The organism is Candidatus Villigracilis saccharophilus, from assembly GCF_016711665.1.
Genome location: NZ_JADJSO010000022.1, coordinates 87570 through 104448 on the forward strand (window position 1 = coordinate 87570; position 16879 = coordinate 104448).

General features: G+C 50.1%; 21 protein-coding genes and 2 riboswitches. Of the genes, 12 read left to right on the forward strand and 9 right to left on the reverse strand.

Going from position 1 to position 16879, the window contains the following annotated elements; translation table 11 throughout:
- Positions 1-123: 123 nt before the first annotated feature.
- Positions 124-214: riboswitch (cyclic di-GMP riboswitch) on the forward strand.
- 79 nt (positions 215-293) lie between these two features.
- A riboswitch (cyclic di-GMP riboswitch) is annotated at positions 294-384 on the forward strand.
- A 260-nt stretch (positions 385-644) separates the two neighbouring features.
- Positions 645-2432, forward strand: coding sequence for a M23 family metallopeptidase (locus IPL17_RS09345; RefSeq protein WP_345306818.1), 1788 nt, complete (start codon positions 645-647; stop codon positions 2430-2432).
- 184 nt (positions 2433-2616) lie between these two features.
- The gene (locus IPL17_RS09350) at positions 2617-2844 is read left to right on the forward strand and encodes a hypothetical protein (protein WP_345306819.1); all 228 of its coding nucleotides are present in this window, start codon (positions 2617-2619) and stop codon (positions 2842-2844) included.
- 1 nt (position 2845) lies between these two features.
- On the opposite strand, the gene IPL17_RS09355 is transcribed toward IPL17_RS09350, so the two are convergent.
- The 8 genes from IPL17_RS09355 to IPL17_RS09390 all read right to left on the reverse strand — a co-directional run bounded on the left by IPL17_RS09355 (position 2846) and on the right by IPL17_RS09390 (position 6877).
- Positions 2846-3448: a hypothetical protein gene (locus IPL17_RS09355; protein WP_345306820.1), complete on the reverse strand. Its 603-nt coding sequence runs from the start codon at positions 3446-3448 to the stop codon at positions 2846-2848.
- A gap of 163 nt (positions 3449-3611) precedes the next feature.
- Positions 3612-4004 carry a hypothetical protein gene (locus tag IPL17_RS09360; RefSeq protein WP_345306821.1) on the reverse strand — a complete coding sequence of 131 codons (393 nt, stop codon included), beginning with the start codon at positions 4002-4004 and terminating at the stop codon, positions 3612-3614.
- A 40-nt stretch (positions 4005-4044) separates the two neighbouring features.
- Positions 4045-5190, reverse strand: coding sequence for a cation:proton antiporter (locus IPL17_RS09365; RefSeq protein WP_345306822.1), 1146 nt, complete (start codon positions 5188-5190; stop codon positions 4045-4047).
- A gap of 51 nt (positions 5191-5241) precedes the next feature.
- A complete protein-coding gene (locus IPL17_RS09370) occupies positions 5242-5442 on the reverse strand; it encodes a hypothetical protein (RefSeq protein WP_345306823.1) in 201 nt (66 codons plus the stop codon).
- Positions 5443-5536: 94 nt separating this feature from the next.
- Positions 5537-5686, reverse strand: coding sequence for a hypothetical protein (locus IPL17_RS09375; protein ID WP_345306824.1), 150 nt, complete (start codon positions 5684-5686; stop codon positions 5537-5539).
- A 90-nt stretch (positions 5687-5776) separates the two neighbouring features.
- Positions 5777-6112: a TfoX/Sxy family protein gene (locus IPL17_RS09380; RefSeq protein ID WP_345306825.1), complete on the reverse strand. Its 336-nt coding sequence runs from the start codon at positions 6110-6112 to the stop codon at positions 5777-5779.
- Positions 6113-6378: 266 nt separating this feature from the next.
- The gene (locus IPL17_RS09385) at positions 6379-6546 is read right to left on the reverse strand and encodes a hypothetical protein (protein ID WP_345306826.1); all 168 of its coding nucleotides are present in this window, start codon (positions 6544-6546) and stop codon (positions 6379-6381) included.
- 10 nt (positions 6547-6556) lie between these two features.
- The gene (locus IPL17_RS09390; protein WP_345306827.1) at positions 6557-6877 is read right to left on the reverse strand and encodes a class E sortase; all 321 of its coding nucleotides are present in this window, start codon (positions 6875-6877) and stop codon (positions 6557-6559) included.
- Positions 6878-7638: 761 nt separating this feature from the next.
- Between IPL17_RS09390 and IPL17_RS09395 the strand changes: the two genes are divergently transcribed.
- The 10 genes from IPL17_RS09395 (at position 7639) to IPL17_RS09440 (ending at position 15728) form a co-directional block, all read left to right on the forward strand.
- A complete protein-coding gene (locus IPL17_RS09395) occupies positions 7639-8094 on the forward strand; it encodes an Rrf2 family transcriptional regulator (RefSeq protein ID WP_345306828.1) in 456 nt (151 codons plus the stop codon).
- Positions 8095-8193: 99 nt separating this feature from the next.
- On the forward strand, positions 8194-8940 hold the full coding sequence (locus IPL17_RS09400; RefSeq protein WP_345306829.1) for a substrate-binding domain-containing protein: 747 nt from the start codon (positions 8194-8196) through the stop codon (positions 8938-8940).
- Complete coding sequence (locus IPL17_RS09405; protein WP_345306830.1) at positions 8876-9196, forward strand: hypothetical protein; 321 nt, start codon at positions 8876-8878, stop codon at positions 9194-9196. The genes IPL17_RS09400 and IPL17_RS09405 overlap by 65 nt, the downstream gene beginning before the upstream one ends.
- Positions 9193-10185: a phosphate ABC transporter permease subunit PstC gene (pstC, locus tag IPL17_RS09410; protein WP_345306831.1), complete on the forward strand. Its 993-nt coding sequence runs from the start codon at positions 9193-9195 to the stop codon at positions 10183-10185. The genes IPL17_RS09405 and pstC overlap by 4 nt, the downstream gene beginning before the upstream one ends.
- Positions 10185-11045, forward strand: a complete 861-nt coding sequence (pstA, locus tag IPL17_RS09415; RefSeq protein ID WP_345306832.1) for a phosphate ABC transporter permease PstA — start codon at positions 10185-10187, stop codon at positions 11043-11045. Before pstC ends, pstA begins: the two co-directional genes overlap by 1 nt.
- Positions 11046-11087: 42 nt before the next feature.
- Positions 11088-11843, forward strand: a complete 756-nt coding sequence (locus IPL17_RS09420; RefSeq protein ID WP_345306833.1) for a phosphate ABC transporter ATP-binding protein — start codon at positions 11088-11090, stop codon at positions 11841-11843.
- Between the two features lie 135 nt (positions 11844-11978).
- Complete coding sequence (locus IPL17_RS09425; RefSeq protein ID WP_345306834.1) at positions 11979-12737, forward strand: sulfite exporter TauE/SafE family protein; 759 nt, start codon at positions 11979-11981, stop codon at positions 12735-12737.
- Between the two features lie 51 nt (positions 12738-12788).
- Positions 12789-14267, forward strand: coding sequence for a nodulation protein NfeD (locus IPL17_RS09430; RefSeq protein ID WP_345306835.1), 1479 nt, complete (start codon positions 12789-12791; stop codon positions 14265-14267).
- The gene (gene lipA, locus IPL17_RS09435) at positions 14222-15121 is read left to right on the forward strand and encodes a lipoyl synthase (protein ID WP_345306836.1); all 900 of its coding nucleotides are present in this window, start codon (positions 14222-14224) and stop codon (positions 15119-15121) included. The genes IPL17_RS09430 and lipA overlap by 46 nt, the downstream gene beginning before the upstream one ends.
- Before the next feature lie 235 nt (positions 15122-15356).
- Positions 15357-15728: a hypothetical protein gene (locus IPL17_RS09440; protein ID WP_345306837.1), complete on the forward strand. Its 372-nt coding sequence runs from the start codon at positions 15357-15359 to the stop codon at positions 15726-15728.
- Between the two features lie 19 nt (positions 15729-15747).
- Here the strand turns inward: IPL17_RS09440 and IPL17_RS09445 are convergent.
- A partial coding sequence (locus IPL17_RS09445) for a methyl-accepting chemotaxis protein (protein ID WP_345306838.1) occupies positions 15748-16879 on the reverse strand: 1132 nt, incomplete at its 5' end.

A 16879-nucleotide genomic window follows, 5' to 3' on the forward strand; every position in this document is an offset into this window, starting at 1 on the left:
TCTACAAGACGTATTCCACAAACATGATTATGCCTGCAGTTACCTTACAATAATATGGGGTGACTTTTCTGATTTGAAAAGTGAAAAACCTGAAGGATGTGCTAAACTAAAAACAGATAAATGTTAATGAAATCGCAAACCTGTTGAAAAACAGGGACGCAAAGTCATGGGTCTAAAGTTGTTGACATACAACCAGGATCGCCAGACCGCTGAAAACCACATGTTTTGTGTTTCCATTCGCGGATCTGGCAAAAGTCAGATCCGTTTTTATTTGAACTTTAAGAGTCTATCGTATCGATAAATCGCAAACCTGTTGAAAAGCAGGAACGCAAAGCTATGGGTCTAAAGCTGAGTTCGCACAGCCATGATCGCCAAGCTGCCGAAAACGAGCAGTCGAGATTGCTTACATTTCAAAAATGCAAAAGATCTGGATGCTCATATGAAGGAATATTTTCATGACATCCAGGAATCAAATCAGTCAATTCAAAAATGTAGTTTTCACCAGCTCATTATTAATTTGCATTTTGTTCTGCGCATTTGCGGTTCCTGAGGGGGTTCAAGCGAAGGATAATTCCGGTTTAGCTGCAAGCATAATTTTGTCAGATGGCGAGTTTGTGTACGGACCTAATGTGGGGGATTTTAGTTTGAAATCTTACCTTAGCACCAATGCTCCTCACCTGTTGGTATATGCTGATGATCTATATGGCCGCTCGGAATATTTCAGTATAAACCCAAAAATTTATCTGACCTTGTTGGAAATTCATTCCCAATTAATTTCCAATCCCAATGCTGAAAAATTGGAAGATGCTTTTGGTTTGGATGCCGGTCATTTTATTTCTCAGGTTGAATACCTGTCAAATAAAATGACAGAGGCTTATTATTTGCATCTTTATTCCTACTCTCCGCTGTCTGTTTCACAGCGGTCTCTGGAATCTTTTGTTACTTCGGATGGGTATACTGTCAGTGTAGCATCAGGCACCAATGCGGGGACCTATGCGATCATCGCGGGACTTGCCGCAATGAATGAAAAAAACATATCATTGATACTGGATAACAGCCAAGCCAATGGCTTTTACCAGACTTATGCAAGATTATTTGGAAATAATAGTCCGCTTGATGAAAACAACCTTGTAAGCCTGTCTGCGGAATCGGGAATGCCAGTCGCACCGGATAACTTATTACAACTCCCCTATCTGCAGGGAACATCATGGAGATTTGGGGGCGTTCATGATAACAGCGGATGTATCACTAATACAAATTGCACGTTCCGGGATGCTTCTTCTTTGGATTTCTATCCTGGAGGTCTTTCCTGGGGATCTGATACAAGCAATACCTGGATAGTTGCAAGCGCTGCAGGAATTCCGATCCAAGTTTCTGCGTGTTATTTTAAAATTTTACATGCAGATGGGTGGGAGACAACTTATTATCATCTTGAAAACATACAAAGCTTTTCAGGTTCAATTAAACAAAATGACAAAATAGGTGTGGTCGCAAATACACCTGCAGAAGCCACATGCTCTGGCGGTGCATCATCTGTTCCTCACGTTCATTTCACTCTTAAGCACAATGGAGCGCTTGTTGCGATTAATGGCACGCCTCTCTCGGGATGGTATGTTCATAGTGGCCGTTGGAGTTATGATACGGATCCTGGTTATATGTGGCTCGAGAAAGCAGGCGTAAAAAAGGACATTAATAACAATTTGCTGCTTAGCGAAGCACTGCCTGCATCTCCAATCATCACAAATTATGCGACTGGAGTCTTTCGGCCAGCCAATGGAGCCTTGTACTTGAAAAATAGTAATACTGACGGATTCGCGAATGTCGTCATAAATTATGGATTGGGAGGAGATTATCCTGTAGTGGGCGATTGGGATGGTAATGGAACAGATACGATCGGCGTCTATCGAAACGGTACTTTCTACCTGCGTAATTCAAATACATTGGGTTTCGCAGATATTGTGTTTTCTTTCGGCCAGGCAGGCGATCAACCGATTGCCGGGGATTGGGATGGAGACGGTGTTGATACGATTGGGGTCTATCACAACGGTCAGTTTTTGTTGCGCAACAGCAATTCCACAGGAGATGCTGATACGACCTTTCTCCTTGGTAACCCGGGTGATGTGGGCATTGTCGGCGATTGGAATGGCGATGGTTTGGATACCACCGGAGTATTTCGTCCGAATAATGGGGTGATTTTCCTGAAAAACGCGAACGTCAGCGGCTTTGCGGATGTTGCGCTCAATTACGGGTTGAAGGGCGACCAACCTGTGACTGGTGATTGGAATAATGATGGGGTTGATACGATCGGGGTCTATCGCAATGGGGTGTTTATGCTGAGGAACAGTAATACGATTGGCTTTGCTGACCTGGTCTTCGCACTGGGGAATCCTGGCGACATGCCGATTTCCGGGAATTGGGCTGGGATTCAGTAACAAGTACGGATAATTATTTATAGGAATTAGTAGACATGGCTATCGCCTTTGTTCGGTCTAGCCATGTCTATTCTCTTAAAATATTGGATCTTTGTGGTTAAGCCTTATTTCTTATCGTGAATGAGTTTTGAAATATCTATTAGAGCGTAAGCAGACTCTGGTTTAATGCTGCAGCCTGCGTTTATTGACCAACCATACGCCAATCGCTGTTAGCGGAGCCAGTGCTGCTGCCCCGCAGGGTGGGGTTGCTTTTGGCGAAGGTGTGGTTTCGTTTTTACTAGGGCTCGAGATGGGCAGGGGCGTATTCGTAACACGCGGAACAAGAGTTGCCGTTGCATCTACAGCCGAGGCGGCAACTGTACTTTCAGCAGGTGCAATTGTCAGGGTGACAGGAAGCGGAGTGGGAGTTTGAGTCAGCCACGGGAAATTGTATCCGTTTTCAGTTTTATCATTCCCTCTGGGAACATTAAATAAATTGATTCTGCGATCTCCAGAACCTTGGCATCCTTCGGCGCCAGCTCGAGTGCCGTATGTATTTCATTGAATGCACGGTAAACATCCATAGTTGGGTTGGTCAAAAAAGAATTCCAGAAAGCATGATTGGCAAGCAGGTCGGCAAAACCGGCATGCCATTGCGCATCCTTGGGGTTGAGCGCGAGACACTTTTCGTAGGCTTCAATAGCCAATTTGTAAAGTTCCTTTCCTGCGTCATCTTCCCGATAATATTTATGCATCAAGAATATGGACTTGTAAGCCTTTCCAAGTTGTCCCCAGGTTTCGCTGTCATTGGGAGACTTGGTAACATTTGCGCGTGTGATCAGCAGGTTGTTCCAAACTGATGGGGCTACGAGCGCGAACTCCATGTTATGAATGGCTTCATGTGGACCAGGCTCAAAGTTATCAAAATGCCAGCGCACCTCGTTACCCTGAAAAACTCCTCCGGACGTGGTTTCCGCCCATCCGATCTGCAGCCCAATCACCACATTTTGCGGACTGGCTTCATAAGGCAGTCGCAAAATAATATCCGCGCTGCCGATGGTGTCCTTCCAGCCCGCACCCGATTCGAGGATATAGTAAAGGCGGTGTAAGGGGCATATCCCGAACCATTCAACTCGTATTTGACTTGAATGGAAACGTCCTGCCCGGGCGGGAAGGTAATATCGAACTCAGCCCAGGGGATCATTTGGCTCGGGTCTCCTTCATCAGGAAAGCTGGTGCGGCGATACTCGATCTTTTCCTGTCGACAGAGATCTTCAAATCGGCGATCTCGGGATACTCGAAACGCCCATTCTGTGCGGCAATCGGGAATCGGACAGCCATGCTCTCGGGATCATTGCCGAGGTTGCGCATGGTGAAGTCTGCGGTGACGATGGCATTGCCCAAACTGCGAAGATCAAGATCCTTCTGCACATCGACCAGAACAGTTTCCGCCACCATCCTCACCTGGGTGGACTCTGTGCCCGGCTGCAGATTTGAACCCGGTGGATTGATTGGCGGAGCCACATCCGCTTGAACTGCTGAAGGAAAGATAAATAAAGCGAGCATCGAAAAGATGAGGATCAAACGTTTCATAGATCACTCCTATCAAATATGATCTTTCAAATCAGATTATTTATAATGATCTGGTCGTCACTAGATTCCGTTTGGATGCCAAATAAAAAAGCAGTGGATTGATTGTGATCGAAAGCAGGCGCCGGCAACGATCAGGCTCTGCCCGTCTTGAGAAAGTAAACCAGCTGCAGCCAAGCCCGGCCAGGATAAAGGAAAATTCCCCAATTTGCGCCAGGGCAACCGAAACGGTCCAGGCGGTAGCCAGAGGATACTTCAACAGGCGCACGATCCAAAATGCCGCGAGCGATTTCCCGATCACAATGATTGCCAGCACAGTCAATACCTGCAAAGGCTCGCGGATCAAAATAGCAGGATCAAATAACATGCCAACTGAAACAAAGAACAAAGCGGTAAATGCGTTTTGTAGGGGCTGCAGATCATGCGTTGCCCGATGACTGAGATCTGATTCATTAATGACCACTCCCGCGAAGAATGCGCCCAACGCGAAAGAAACACCAAAAAAGTAAGCTGAACCAAAGGCCACACCGAGCGCGAGTGTGACAACAGCGAGCGTAAATAGTTCCTGAGAACCTAGTTTCTCCACGCGTTGTAACAACCAGGGAAAATAACGGCGTCCTGCAACAAGCATGATGGCTACAAATAAAATGATCCTGCCCAATGTTACGCCAATGGTGACCCAGATATTTTGAGCCGCCATGGTCTCTAAAGGAATACCCCCAGCGAAAAGAGAAAACCGGCAAAGCACCAACACCAGCACCATGACAATATCTTCAACGATAAGCCATCCAATCGCGATTCGACCATCCTGCAGATCAAGCCTCCCCTGTGCTTCGATGGCTCTTAACAAAACGACCGTGCTTGCAACCAATGCCAGACCAAAGACTAATCCGCTTCCCAATGTCCAACCCCACAGCCTGGATATGCCTATTCCAAAGATCGTGGCTGCTACGATCTGCAAGAGCGCCCCCGGCAAAGCAATAGCACGTACAGCCATCAGATCCCTGACTGAAAAATGAGTCCCAACCCCGAACATTAATAGGATGACACCGATCTCAGCCAGTTCAAGCGCCAATTTGGAATCAGCAACAAAGCCCGGCGTAAAAGGCCCAACGATGATCCCGGCCAACAGATAACCAATAATCGCAGGAGCGCAGCGCACCGCAATAAATCCGCCGAAGGCAAACACAAGGCTGACGGCATCGTTGCGAGAAGGGAAGTTTCACGATTCATATTCAATTCACTCCTGTTTCTTCAGGCTGAGTGGTGAATGATAAAAATGTTTGCAGTTATTCAGGGAGTTGGCAGTCACACCCTCCAGTACATCCTGAGCAAGTATAACTGCGCCAAACATTCCAAAAGTCCAAACGATTGCTCGTTCTATTTTTGTTGCACCTGTGCCAGAATGGGTCCAATCAATCATGATCATTTTTTTGTTCATGGGGATGCTCCCATTGAATTATACGTTTAATAAAACAACCTCCCTTGCAGATGTTTGTGAGGGAGGTTGTTCGTTAGCTCTTCATGTTGCAAGTCTATTTTTCAGGAGCCACAGGTGGGGGCGGAGTCTCTCTGGGTTTGTTACTGTTCTTTTTGATCTCTTTCTGGCGATCTTTTTCAGCTTTCTTTTTTTTCTTTTCCAATTCTTTTTTGCGTTTTTCGTATTGATAATTCACTGCTGGCATCGGTTTATCCTTCTGGAATTTAATTCCATATTAATGGGGAAACTTCACGAAAGTATGTTTATCATTATAGCACCCATGCGGGTGGTTGTTTTAGGATGTGCCGGCTTTTTTCTTTTTTACTGACACGGGAAGTTCTTCGGCTGTGATCCTGATCAACTCACCCAGCCAATGCCCATTTTTTGATTTTTCGTTGGAGATCAAAAAATGCGGCTTCGCACCAGGGTAGGGTGACTCTTCCACGACCTCCCCAATATACGCTCTTCCGCGGGCAGTCGGCTTGATAAAAAGTTTGTTATCACAGACTGAGGCGACCATTTTTCCGTTGCAGTATATCCCGTATTCGCCGAACATTTTTTTATGGGAAATTTCTCCTGCCCCCAACATTTGGCCGACAAGAAAATCCACAGTGCTTTGAGCAGATGCCATTTTATGCTCCTGAAATATGATGCGCACACCCTGACTGATTTTCAAACATATGGCACAATATTCCCATGTTTTCCCACATGGCATTCTTGGACTCCGCCCTTGAACAACTGTTTGACCGCGTTCTGTCTGGTTTTATTGAACTCTAGATAGGTGTCAACACGCAATTCGAACCAGATAGACGACACGCTTTATTTCGTTGCGAGTATTATGGAAACATTTTAGGGCGTACGCAGAATATTCCTTCTTTTGCGTACACCCTAAAATTTCTACTTTACAAAGAAAGATAGAACGATGAGGCCGATAAAGAAAGTTCCTGCGAGAATGCCAATGCGGGAAAGGTCTTTCTTGACATTGGAATAATCGGGATTGAATTCCACGGGCGCGGCGGGTGTCGCCATTCGGGCTGCTGCAGGTCTTTTGTTTTTCTTAGCCATTTTATTTCTCCTAGTTTTGTAATCGCGCAAAGACAACAATGCGCTGTGTATCAACAAGATATGGATAACATGAGATCAAAGTCACGGTCGGTGAGCCTGTGGATGCCATCACTTCCACAGCGGTTGGTTCCACCAATATTGTTCGATCTACGATATACACATACTGGCGTTGGCGGGTAGAGATAATAACCTGGTCGCCGGGAGCGAGTTTATCCAGGTAGCGGAATATCTCACCATAGACGTCATTATGCGCTGAGAGTACCACATTTCCATCTGTGCCAGGGTCGGCGGAACCTGCGTATTGACCGACGCCTTTTTGAGCTGCTCCCATCCATCTCCCTGAACGATAGGGGCATCAATGTTGATGGCGGGAATCTGAATTCGGATTCCCTGATCTGGAGCCGCAGTGGGGATGGGAATGTTCGCGAGCGACTGCACCATCGGCCGCAGGTGTTCAGGGATTTCCGCCTCATTAGGGCGCGTATTTCCCTGCTCGTCTGGAGGCACATGACCCGAAGGCAAAACTACAGCCATGATCAACGGAGTGGGGGTGGCGGTTACGGGGTTAAGCGCAGCGGCGACTTCTGTGTTAAGAGTACGAAGCAGACAAAGTCCATTCAATAGCACTGCGACCAAGCCAATGACGGCCAGCACTTCCACACCAAGCAGGATGCGATCCATCCATTTGCGGCGCGGGTTGGTGGGAGCTGGTTCAAGCGCTGATCCGCCTGCATCTGCAGTATCGACTACCGGCGCGGATGACTGTGTCTGTGAGTCAAAATCAGACATGTCCGGCGCAACTGTCACAACACGCCCGGTTCGACGAAAATGTTCTAAACGTTCTTTGCGCGCGCCGCGCCGTTTCTCCACCAGGAGGCGGCGCAATTCTTCAACGGAGAGTTCTTCAGGCGCTTTTCGTCTTGCCATAGCGTGCGGATTATACCGCAGGGAAGTGGCGATTCAAGTGAGAAATTTTTTTGCTGGATGGGTTTCAGCTTTGGGCTAACACAGGCGGCTAATTCTTCTTGACATAATTCAGTCGCTGAATTATGATTATGTCCAATAAAGTCTATTGTATTACTAGGAGATTGAGTGAGACTTTCCAAACGCGGTGAATACGGTTTACGGGCGATGATCGTTCTGGCGGAACCTGTCGAGCAGAATGCCATGCCTGTGGTGCAGATCAAGGAGATCGCTCAACGCGAGCAGATCTCAGCCAAGTTCCTTGAGCAGATCCTGCTTGCGCTCAAGAACGCGGGCTTGCTCCACAGCAAAATGGGCGTCGGCGGCGGGTATTACCTGGCCAGGTCCTCCAGTGAGATCACGCTCGGACAGATTTTTCGCGTCCTGGACGGTCCGGTTGCTCCGATCAAGTGTGTCAGCCAGATGTCTTATGAGCCATGCGGCTGTCCCGATGAGCAGACCTGCGGCCTGCGGCTGGTGATGGGTGATGTGCGTAATGCCATCGCCGGTATTCTCGATAACACCAGCCTTGCGGATGTAACCAAACGGCAAAGCGCCGTCCGCAAAAAACTCGGCATCAAATAAGTAGATAGAAGTGCGTAATGGGGAACGCATTTTTATTTACTTCAAAAGTATACTAGCTCTATAGACTTTATAGTATATAAAACAAATTGGAGATGAAATATGCGAAAAAAAACTTTAACATTGCTGTCTGTATTCCTGATTTTGGCTGTGGCGTTATCAGCGTGCGGAAGCTCCGCTCCTGAAGCGGCAGCTGTCCCTGCGTCTGACGCGGCCCAATCCCCTGCTGAAGAACAACTGAGCGGAGTCATTTCTGTTTCCGGCGCGTTCGCGCTTTATCCGATGATGACCGTCTGGGCCGATGAATTTTCAAAACTTCATCCTGATGTTGAATTCGATGTGCAGGGCGGCGGCGCGGGCAAGGGCATGACCGATACCATCGCAGGTGCCGTGGATATTGGCATGATCTCACGCTCCATCAAGGATGAAGAGACTGCGCAGGGCATCTTCTGGGTATCCGTCACCAAGGACGCGGTCTTCCCGATCGTCAGCTCGGAAAACCCTGTTGCGGCACAGCTTCTCGAAAAAGGCATCACACAGGAGATCTTCAATAAGATCTACATCACCGAAGAGATCAAGACCTGGGGTGAAGTGGTCGGCGACCCGTCCATCACGGATGAGATCCATGTCTTCACCCGCTCTGATTCTTCCGGCGCGGCTGAGCAATGGGCAAAATTCGCCGGCGGCAAAGCCCAGGAAGACCTCAAAGGGTATTGGCGTGAACGGCGAACCTTCGATCTTGGATACGGTCATCAAGGATCCGCTGGCGATCGGATATGGCAATTTGAACAGCATCTTCGACCTGTCGAATGGCAACATTGTGCCCGGCGTCATCATTCCGCCCATTGATGTTGACAACAACGGGAAAGCCGATGCCGTTGAAATTTACAAGGTCAAGGAGGATGCCTTCAGCGCAGTTGCGAACGGCACGTATCCATCGCCGCCCTCACGTTTTGAGAACCTCGCCACGTTGGGCAAGCCCGAAGGATTATCCCTGGCTTTCATCAAATGGATCCTCACCGATGGACAGCAATACCTCGAATCAGCCGGGTTCGTGCCGCTCACCCCTGAACAACAAGCTGAGTCGCTTGATAAACTCAAATGAGCCTGATAGACAATCCACCCCAACCCATAAACAAAGCGGAAGGCCGGCTCAGCCGGCCTTCCGTAGTTGCCCGTGCCCGTCAGGATAATTTTGCGCGGCGCAGTTTTTTTACATTTACATTACTGCCTGTCCTGCTTATTTTAATCGTCACAATTGCGCTGCTATTTCGTTCGTGGCCGATCCTGCAAGCCTACCCATTAAGCGACTTGCTCTTTGGGGATATCTGGCGGCCAAGCGACGGGCAATTCGGTTTCTGGCCTTTTATCCTCGGCACCTTCTGGGTCACCACCGTCGGCGTGGTTCTTGCCGTTCCAGCCTGTTTATTAACCTCGATCTATCTGGCAGAGTATGCCCATGCCCGGCTGCGTTCCATCGCCAAACCAGTATTGGATCTGCTTGCTGCGATCCCGCCTGTGGTCTATGGCGTCTGGGGATTGGTGGCCATTGTTCCTTTTGTGGATAAAGTACTCGCGCCTCTTTCTGACCGTTGGCTGGGCTCTGTTTCGATCTTCAGTGTCAACCAGCCGACAGGATTTGGCATCCTCGCGGCCGGCATCGTGATCGCGGTCATGATCGCCCCGCTGATCATTTCGGTCATGTACGAGATTTTTTCCACCGTCCCCAATGACTTGCGGCATGCATCCCTGGCGGTCGGTGCGACCCAATGGCAGACCATTCGCAATATCGTCCTGCCGCAAGTCGCACCGGGCATTCTCGCCGCCATCGTGCTCGGAGCGTCACGCGCGCTTGGTGAGACCATCGCCGTGTTGATGGTGGTGGGCAACATCCCGCAAGTGCCGACTTCAATTTTTGATTCAGCGTATCCATTGCCGGCACTCATCGCGAATAATTACGGCGAGATGATGTCCATTCCGCTGTATGATGCGGCGTTATTGAGCGCCGCGCTGGTTTTATTGGTGGTTATTCTGATCTTCAACATCCTTTCCATTCTTGTGATCCAGAGAATGAGGAGTCGAAAATGGGCTTAATGAAAAAGAAATGGGAAAGACGCCATCTGGTGGAAGCCTTCATGAAGATCATCATGCAGGTTTCCCTGTTCATTGTGACCGCCGCGCTCGGCTTGATCCTTTGGATCGTTGTAGTGCGCGGTTTGCCGTCCCTTTCATGGGACATGGTCACGAAGATCCCCGAAGGCGGGTACTACATGGGCAAGGGCGGCGGGATCCTGAATGCCATCCTCGGCTCGTTGTATCTGGCATCAGGCGGTACCCTTTTGGCAATGATCTTCAGTGTGCCAATCGCTCTGTATCTCAAAACCTATCTAGGAGATTCAAAATGGGGACATTATGTGCGCCTGTCTCTGGATGTGCTCTGGGGTATCCCATCCATTGTGTATGGCGCATTCGGATTCACGTTGATGATCGCGCTCGGCATCCGCGCTTCCCTATTGGCCGGCATCATCATCCTTGCATTGATCGAACTTCCGATCATGACCCGCGCCATGGACGAAATCATCCGCCGCATGCCTGTTGATCTGGAGCATGCCGCGCTCGCGCTTGGCTCGACCAAATTCGAAGTGGCAATGCGCGTGGTCACGCGTCAGATGCTGCCCGGAATTACAACAGCCATTTTGTTAGGCTTTGGCCGCGGAATTGGCGACGCGGCTTCGGTCTTATTTACCGCCGGCTACACAGACCGCATTCCCACATCTTTGATGCGCCCAACGGCATCATTGCCTTTGGCCGTTTTCTTTCAACTCGGTTCGCCTTATCCCGAGGTACAGCAGCGCGGATACGCCGCCGCGTTAATTCTCACGATCATTGTCCTTGCGGTCAGTCTCGGCTCACGCTGGCTGTCGGCAAGGTTGAACAAATACACGATCAAATAGGGACGAAGCATTGCTTCACCCCTACACAAGGATAAACTATCTATGGATGCTCATATTCAAGTAAAAGACCTCAACGTTTATTACGGTAAACAGCAGGCCTTAAAAAATATCAATATCGAGATTCCCAAGAACCAGATCACGGTCATCATGGGACCTTCCGGCTGCGGCAAGACCACCCTATTGAAAACCTTTAATCGTTTTCTTGAATTGAATGACGGCACACGCCTGACAGGTGAAGTATTGGTGGATGGACAGAATATCTACGACCGCGATGTGGATGTGACCGAAGTCCGCAAGGTGGTGGGATTGCTCGCCCAGCGACCTTCGCCGCTGCCAATGTCAATTTATGATAATGTCGTCTATGGAATGAACATCCATCGGATGAAGAAAGACCGCAGGGAGTATAAAGCCGCGGTGCGTCATTATCTTGAGATCGCCGGGTTATGGGAGGAAGTCCAGAAGCGTTTGCACGATCCCGCCACGAGCCTGTCGATTGGGCAGCAGCAGCGCCTCTGCCTCGCCCGCGGCTTGGCTGTCGAGCCGGAGATCATCCTTGGCGACGAGCCGACCTCCGCGCTGGACCCGATCTCTTCGCAGAATATTGAAAGCCGTTTGCTTGACCTGAAACAGCAATATACAACGGTTATTGTCACGCACACACTTCGGCAGGCAAAACGCCTCGCGGACTATGTCATCTATATGTATCTCGGTGAGGTTATAGAGGCAGGTCCTGCAAAGGAAGTGTTCAATCACCCGCAGCATGAGCGTACAAAAGCATATCTCGAAGGACAGATTTAAAATTAGGCGGCCGGGAGAGGCCGCCTTTGCTTTGCGGTTATAATCTCCCCCTGTTGAACACAAATGTGTTCCTCTTGATCGCTGAGACTCGCATCACGAAAGTTGAACCTCTAATTTTGAGAAGGACGCATTTTCATGGACCTTGGTATTCTGGTATTTGTTCTGGTAGGTTTTATCGCTCAAATGATAGATGGCGCATTGGGGATGGCGTATGGCGTCAGTTCAAACACCTTCTTATTGAGTTTGGGAATTCCACCCGCCGCGGCTTCAGCCAGTGTACACATGGCTGAAGTGGTCACAACCGGCATCTCCGGCTTTTCGCATTGGAAGCTCGGCAATGTGGACTGGAAACTGGTGCGCCGCCTGCTTGTGCCCGGCATCATCGGCGGTGTGGCTGGAGCGTACATCCTGACAGCCATAGATGGGAACATCATCAAGCCGTATATTGCGCTGTATCTGCTGGTCATGGGCGGAGTCATCATTTACAAAGCGCTGACCTTGAAGCCGCGTCACAAAATGGATGCATATCATGGACCGCGCGTCAGCCTGCTCGGTTTGTTTGGCGGATTTTGCGACGCGATCGGCGGCGGCGGGTGGGGACCGGTGGTCACTTCCACACTGGTTGCTCATGGCAAGAATCCGCGCATGACCATTGGCTCGGTGAATTTCACAGAATTCTTCGTCACATTCTCTGAATCCATTTTATTTATCTTTGCGTTGAGTTTTGGTGAATACTGGAAGATCATTCTGGGATTGCTGATCGGCGGGGCGATCGCGGCGCCGATCGCTGCGAAACTTTCGCAAAGACTGCCTGTCAAGACCTTGATGATCACGGTCGGCATCATCATCATCGCGCTAAGCTTGCGAACGCTTTATATGACAATATTTCCATGAAATGAAGGCCGCCGAAAGGCGGCTTTTTCTTTGGGGTTATAATCTTCCATTATGAAACAGATGCGCAAGATATTGCTTGTTCTAACGATACTGATTTCCTTTTCATCGGTTAGCGCGCAAAGTGATCAACCTCTGGCGATCATCATGACCGCCGACGGACCGATCATGCCGCCCATGCTGGAATATTTTCAGCGCGGCATTGAGACCGCTGAACAGCGCAATGCGGAAGTGCTCGTCATTCAGTTGAACACCCCGGGCGGCAGCGTGGATACCATGCTGGAGATCATCACAGCGGTCCGCGCCAGCACTGTGCCGGTTGTGATCTATGTTTCACCGAATGACGCCATCGCGGGCAGCGCGGGCGCGTTGATCACCATGGCGGGACACGCTTCTGCCATGGCTCCCAAAACCGCCATCGGCGCGGCCAGCCCGATCGACAGTTCCGGCTCCGATATCCAATCCACATTGGAAACGAAGATCAAAGAGATCATGAAAGCCCGGGTCCGCACCCTGACGGAGGCGCGCGGCGCGCAGGCAGTTGAGCTTGCTCAAGCCATGATCGAAGATGCGAAAGCGGTCACAGCCAAGGAAGCGCTTGAAGTAAAACTGATCGATTTTATTTCCGACGATACAGAAGACCTGCTCCAGGCGCTTAACGGTTTTACTGTCCAAATGGACAGCGGCGAACGTACGCTCAACACAGAGGATGTTCGCACAGAAGACCTGAACATCAGCTTCATCGAGCAGTTACTGCTCATGCTCACCGACCCGAACATCGCCTTCCTTTTGCTTGCCATCGGTGTGCAGGGAATTTTGATCGAGATCTCCAGCCCCGGCGGATGGTTCGCTGGCTTCATCGGCGCGGTCTGCCTGACGCTGGCTGTTTATGGCATGGGCGTACTGACCGTTAATTGGTTCGGTATCATTTTCCTGCTTATCGCTTTTGTGCTGTTCATCCTTGATATCAAAGCGCCGACACATGGTGCGCTTACCACGGCGGGCGTGGCTTCCTTTATTGTTGGCGCTTTGGTGTTGTTCAATTCACCGGGCACGCCTCAGTTCCAGCGCGTGTCTGTTCCGCTTGTGATCGGTATGGGTATCTTTCTCGGCTTGTTGTTTTTCGGCATTCTCCTGCTGGCACTGCGTGTACAGCATAATCCGATCCAGACCGGAGTTGAGTCAATGCATGGGAAAACAGGAACAGCCCGAACGTCTGTAGGCGAGGCGGGGCAAGTCCAATTGGGAAGCGAATTATGGAGCGCGGAAAAATCCGCTGAATCGGAATCCATCAGTAAGGGTGATTCAGTTGAAGTTGTCGAAGTACGCGGATTAAGATTAATTGTTAAGAAAAAAATATGTCGTAGGGGCGCATCACTGTTGCGCCCCTACGGATCAAAAAGGACCTTATGCCTGCTACCCCTACGAGAGACAGAGTCTCCGCCCAAACAGAGTCACGCCCATTGCGCCGCCCGGATTGGATCAAGGTGCGCGCGCCATCGGGCGAGACCTTTGAAAAATTACAAGTGTTGATGCGCTCGAAAGAGCTGCATACCGTGTGCGAAGAAGCGATGTGCCCGAACCTCGGCGAGTGCTGGGGCAGCGGAACAGCGACCTTCCTGATGCTTGGTGATGTTTGCACGCGTACCTGCGCCTTCTGCGATATCAAACACGGCAAGCCCGGCCTGATGGACTGGGGCGAAGCCGAACGTGTGGCGCAAGCCGTGAAATCGATGGAGTTGAAGCACGCGGTCATCACATCGGTCAACCGCGATGAACGCCGTGATGGCGGTGCGCCGATCTTCGCAATGGTCATCCGCAGGATTCGTGAAGTGCTGCCGGGCTGTTCGATTGAAGTCTTGATCCCCGATTTCAAAGGTTCAGTGGAAGCCTTGAAGATCGTCATGGATGCGCGCCCTGAAATTTTGAATCACAATGTGGAAACCGTTCCGCGTTTGTTCAAAACAGTCCAGCCGCAGGATAATTACGATTGGGCCGCGGCGACATTATCCAACGCCAAAAAACTTGACCCCGAAGTGTTGACCAAATCTGGCATCATGCTTGGCTTGGGTGAAACAATGGATGAAGTTAAACAGGTGATGCGTGACCAGCGCAGTTGGGGTGTGGACATTCTGACCATCGGCCAGTATTTACAACCAAGTAAAAAGCATCTGGCAATGGAACGCTATTACACGATGGAAGAATTCGCCGAGCTGAAAGCCTTTGGCATGGAGATCGGCTTCAAGTGGGTCGAGTCGAACCCGCTGGTGCGGTCTTCGTATCATGCTGCGGAGCAGGTCCGCGCGTTGAGTGTGGTGCATCGCAAGTTGTATGGAGAAGGGCATTGTAGCTTTCAGTGTGCAAGAGAGGGTCGGGGAATATTTTAAGATACTGATGAACGGAATTGACAATACTGTGAAATTTCATGTGATGGGGGCTTTAAAGAGGGAAGGAGCGGATACAAAGTAAAAAAGTTCAGGATCAGTAAATCCCTTCTGCCGTTTGGCCGGAGGGATTTTTTATTGCCAAAAGTTTGAGTTGGTTGTATATTTCACGATATTGGTGGGGATTGGTTCCACAATAGTATTCATAATTCGATGCGGGTTCAAAAAAGGTGCTTATATGCCATGGCAAATCATTGTTCACACAGACCTTCCGATCATTGAGACATCCTACTCGGGCATTATGACCAAAACTGACCTGTTTGGCGCGGCTCATGAAACTCTTGATCTTGGCCATGCTCATAACAGGACGCGTTTTCTCGCGGATTGTACAACGCTCACAGGCGGTCATACGATCTTCGATCTTTATTTCCTGGCAAGGGAAATTTCGATTGCGGCTAATTTAGAGGTGTTAAAGGAAGCTGTTCTACTTCCATCCTTTGCCTCATGGATCGAAAAGATAAATTTTTGGGAAACCATTGGCATTAATAGGGGATTCCAGGTTCGGATCTTCAGAGATCGCGAACCCGCAATTGCATGGCTGCTCCAATAACTCTGTGGCGCATAATTTTTTAGATATTATTTTGCCTGTCAAATTCCACGGGCAGTTTGAATTTTGCCACTACTTTCTGCAAGCCTTTCGCCATTTCCATGAGGGATGTCGCTGAACCAGAAACTTCCTCGACTTGGGCGGAGACTTCCTCGGTGGAGGCGGAGACTTCCTCGACAGCGGCGCTGTTCTCTTCGCTGACGCTGGCGATGTTTTCGATGGATTGGGTCAGCTCTGATGAATTGGCGGCCATTTGTTCGGTGGCGGCAGTGTTCTGCTCGATCACAGCTGAGACTGAATCAACGGCTTCGACCAGTTCTCCGGCGGCCGCGCTTACTTTTGCCGCGGCATTCCCCGCATCTTCCGCTTGTTTATACACTGATTCAGCCGCGCTGAGGATGCTTTCAAGCACCCTGCCGGCGGAATTGGCGCGTGTCACCCCGGATTCAACTTCGAGCGCCGAATTTTGCATGGCGCTGACTGCCTCGCTGACCGTTTTCTGGATGCCTTTGATCAGAGCGGCGATCTCCTGCGTCGCGAGGCTGGAGCGTTCCGCCAGCTTGCGGACTTCGCCTGCCACCACCGCAAATCCCTTACCCTGCTCACCGGCGCGCGCAGCCTCGATGGCCGCGTTGAGCGCCAACAGGTTTGTCTGCGAAGCGATATCCTCGATGGTCGCGACGATCGCGCCGATCTCTTCGGAACGTGCTCCCATTTCTTCAACCTTGGCGGCTGAAAGTCCGACCTTGGTGCGGATGGCTTCCATTCCTACAATGGTTTCCTTGACGGTCTTCGCGCCGTCACGAGAGTGGCTGGCAGACTGGGCTGAATCACGAGTGACTGACTGCACATTATTTGTGACTTGTTCAATGGCATTATTGATCCGAGTAGCCACCTGGGATGCGACGGTGATGGCTTTGGCTTGTTCCTGTGCGCCTCTGGCAACGCCATCAATTGCGCGTCCCATTTGTTCGACAGAACCCGAAGTTCTGGTCACGCTTGCGGTTTGCTGGGCGATGCCGAGCGCCACCTGCTGAATGGTGATGGCGATCTGACGGGTGGCTTCTCCGGACTGTCCCGAAGCTGAAGCCAGCTGCCCTGCGGCTGTAGTTAAATTATTCGCGCTCTGAGCCACCATCTGGATCAAAGATTGC

What these genes read in the sequence shown, in the direction of transcription:
- IPL17_RS09360 (WP_345306821.1), bottom strand. Translation starts at nt 4,004, where the DNA reads ATGAAACGTTTGATCCTCATCTTTTCGATGCTCGCTTTATTTATCTTT.
- IPL17_RS09380 (WP_345306825.1), bottom strand. Translation starts at nt 6,112, where the DNA reads ATGGCATCTGCTCAAAGCACTGTGGATTTTCTTGTCGGCCAAATGTTG.
- IPL17_RS09440 (WP_345306837.1), top strand. Translation starts at nt 15,357, where the DNA reads ATGCCATGGCAAATCATTGTTCACACAGACCTTCCGATCATTGAGACA.
- IPL17_RS09375 (WP_345306824.1), bottom strand. Translation starts at nt 5,686, where the DNA reads ATGCCAGCAGTGAATTATCAATACGAAAAACGCAAAAAAGAATTGGAA.
- pstC (WP_345306831.1), top strand. Translation starts at nt 9,193, where the DNA reads ATGAGCCTGATAGACAATCCACCCCAACCCATAAACAAAGCGGAAGGC.
- IPL17_RS09430 (WP_345306835.1), top strand. Translation starts at nt 12,789, where the DNA reads ATGAAACAGATGCGCAAGATATTGCTTGTTCTAACGATACTGATTTCC.
- IPL17_RS09400 (WP_345306829.1), top strand. Translation starts at nt 8,194, where the DNA reads ATGCGAAAAAAAACTTTAACATTGCTGTCTGTATTCCTGATTTTGGCT.
- IPL17_RS09385 (WP_345306826.1), bottom strand. Translation starts at nt 6,546, where the DNA reads ATGGCTAAGAAAAACAAAAGACCTGCAGCAGCCCGAATGGCGACACCC.
- IPL17_RS09425 (WP_345306834.1), top strand. Translation starts at nt 11,979, where the DNA reads ATGGACCTTGGTATTCTGGTATTTGTTCTGGTAGGTTTTATCGCTCAA.
- IPL17_RS09390 (WP_345306827.1), bottom strand. Translation starts at nt 6,877, where the DNA reads ATGGGAGCAGCTCAAAAAGGCGTCGGTCAATACGCAGGTTCCGCCGAC.
- pstA (WP_345306832.1), top strand. Translation starts at nt 10,185, where the DNA reads ATGAAAAAGAAATGGGAAAGACGCCATCTGGTGGAAGCCTTCATGAAG.
- IPL17_RS09420 (WP_345306833.1), top strand. Translation starts at nt 11,088, where the DNA reads ATGGATGCTCATATTCAAGTAAAAGACCTCAACGTTTATTACGGTAAA.
- IPL17_RS09370 (WP_345306823.1), bottom strand. Translation starts at nt 5,442, where the DNA reads ATGAACAAAAAAATGATCATGATTGATTGGACCCATTCTGGCACAGGT.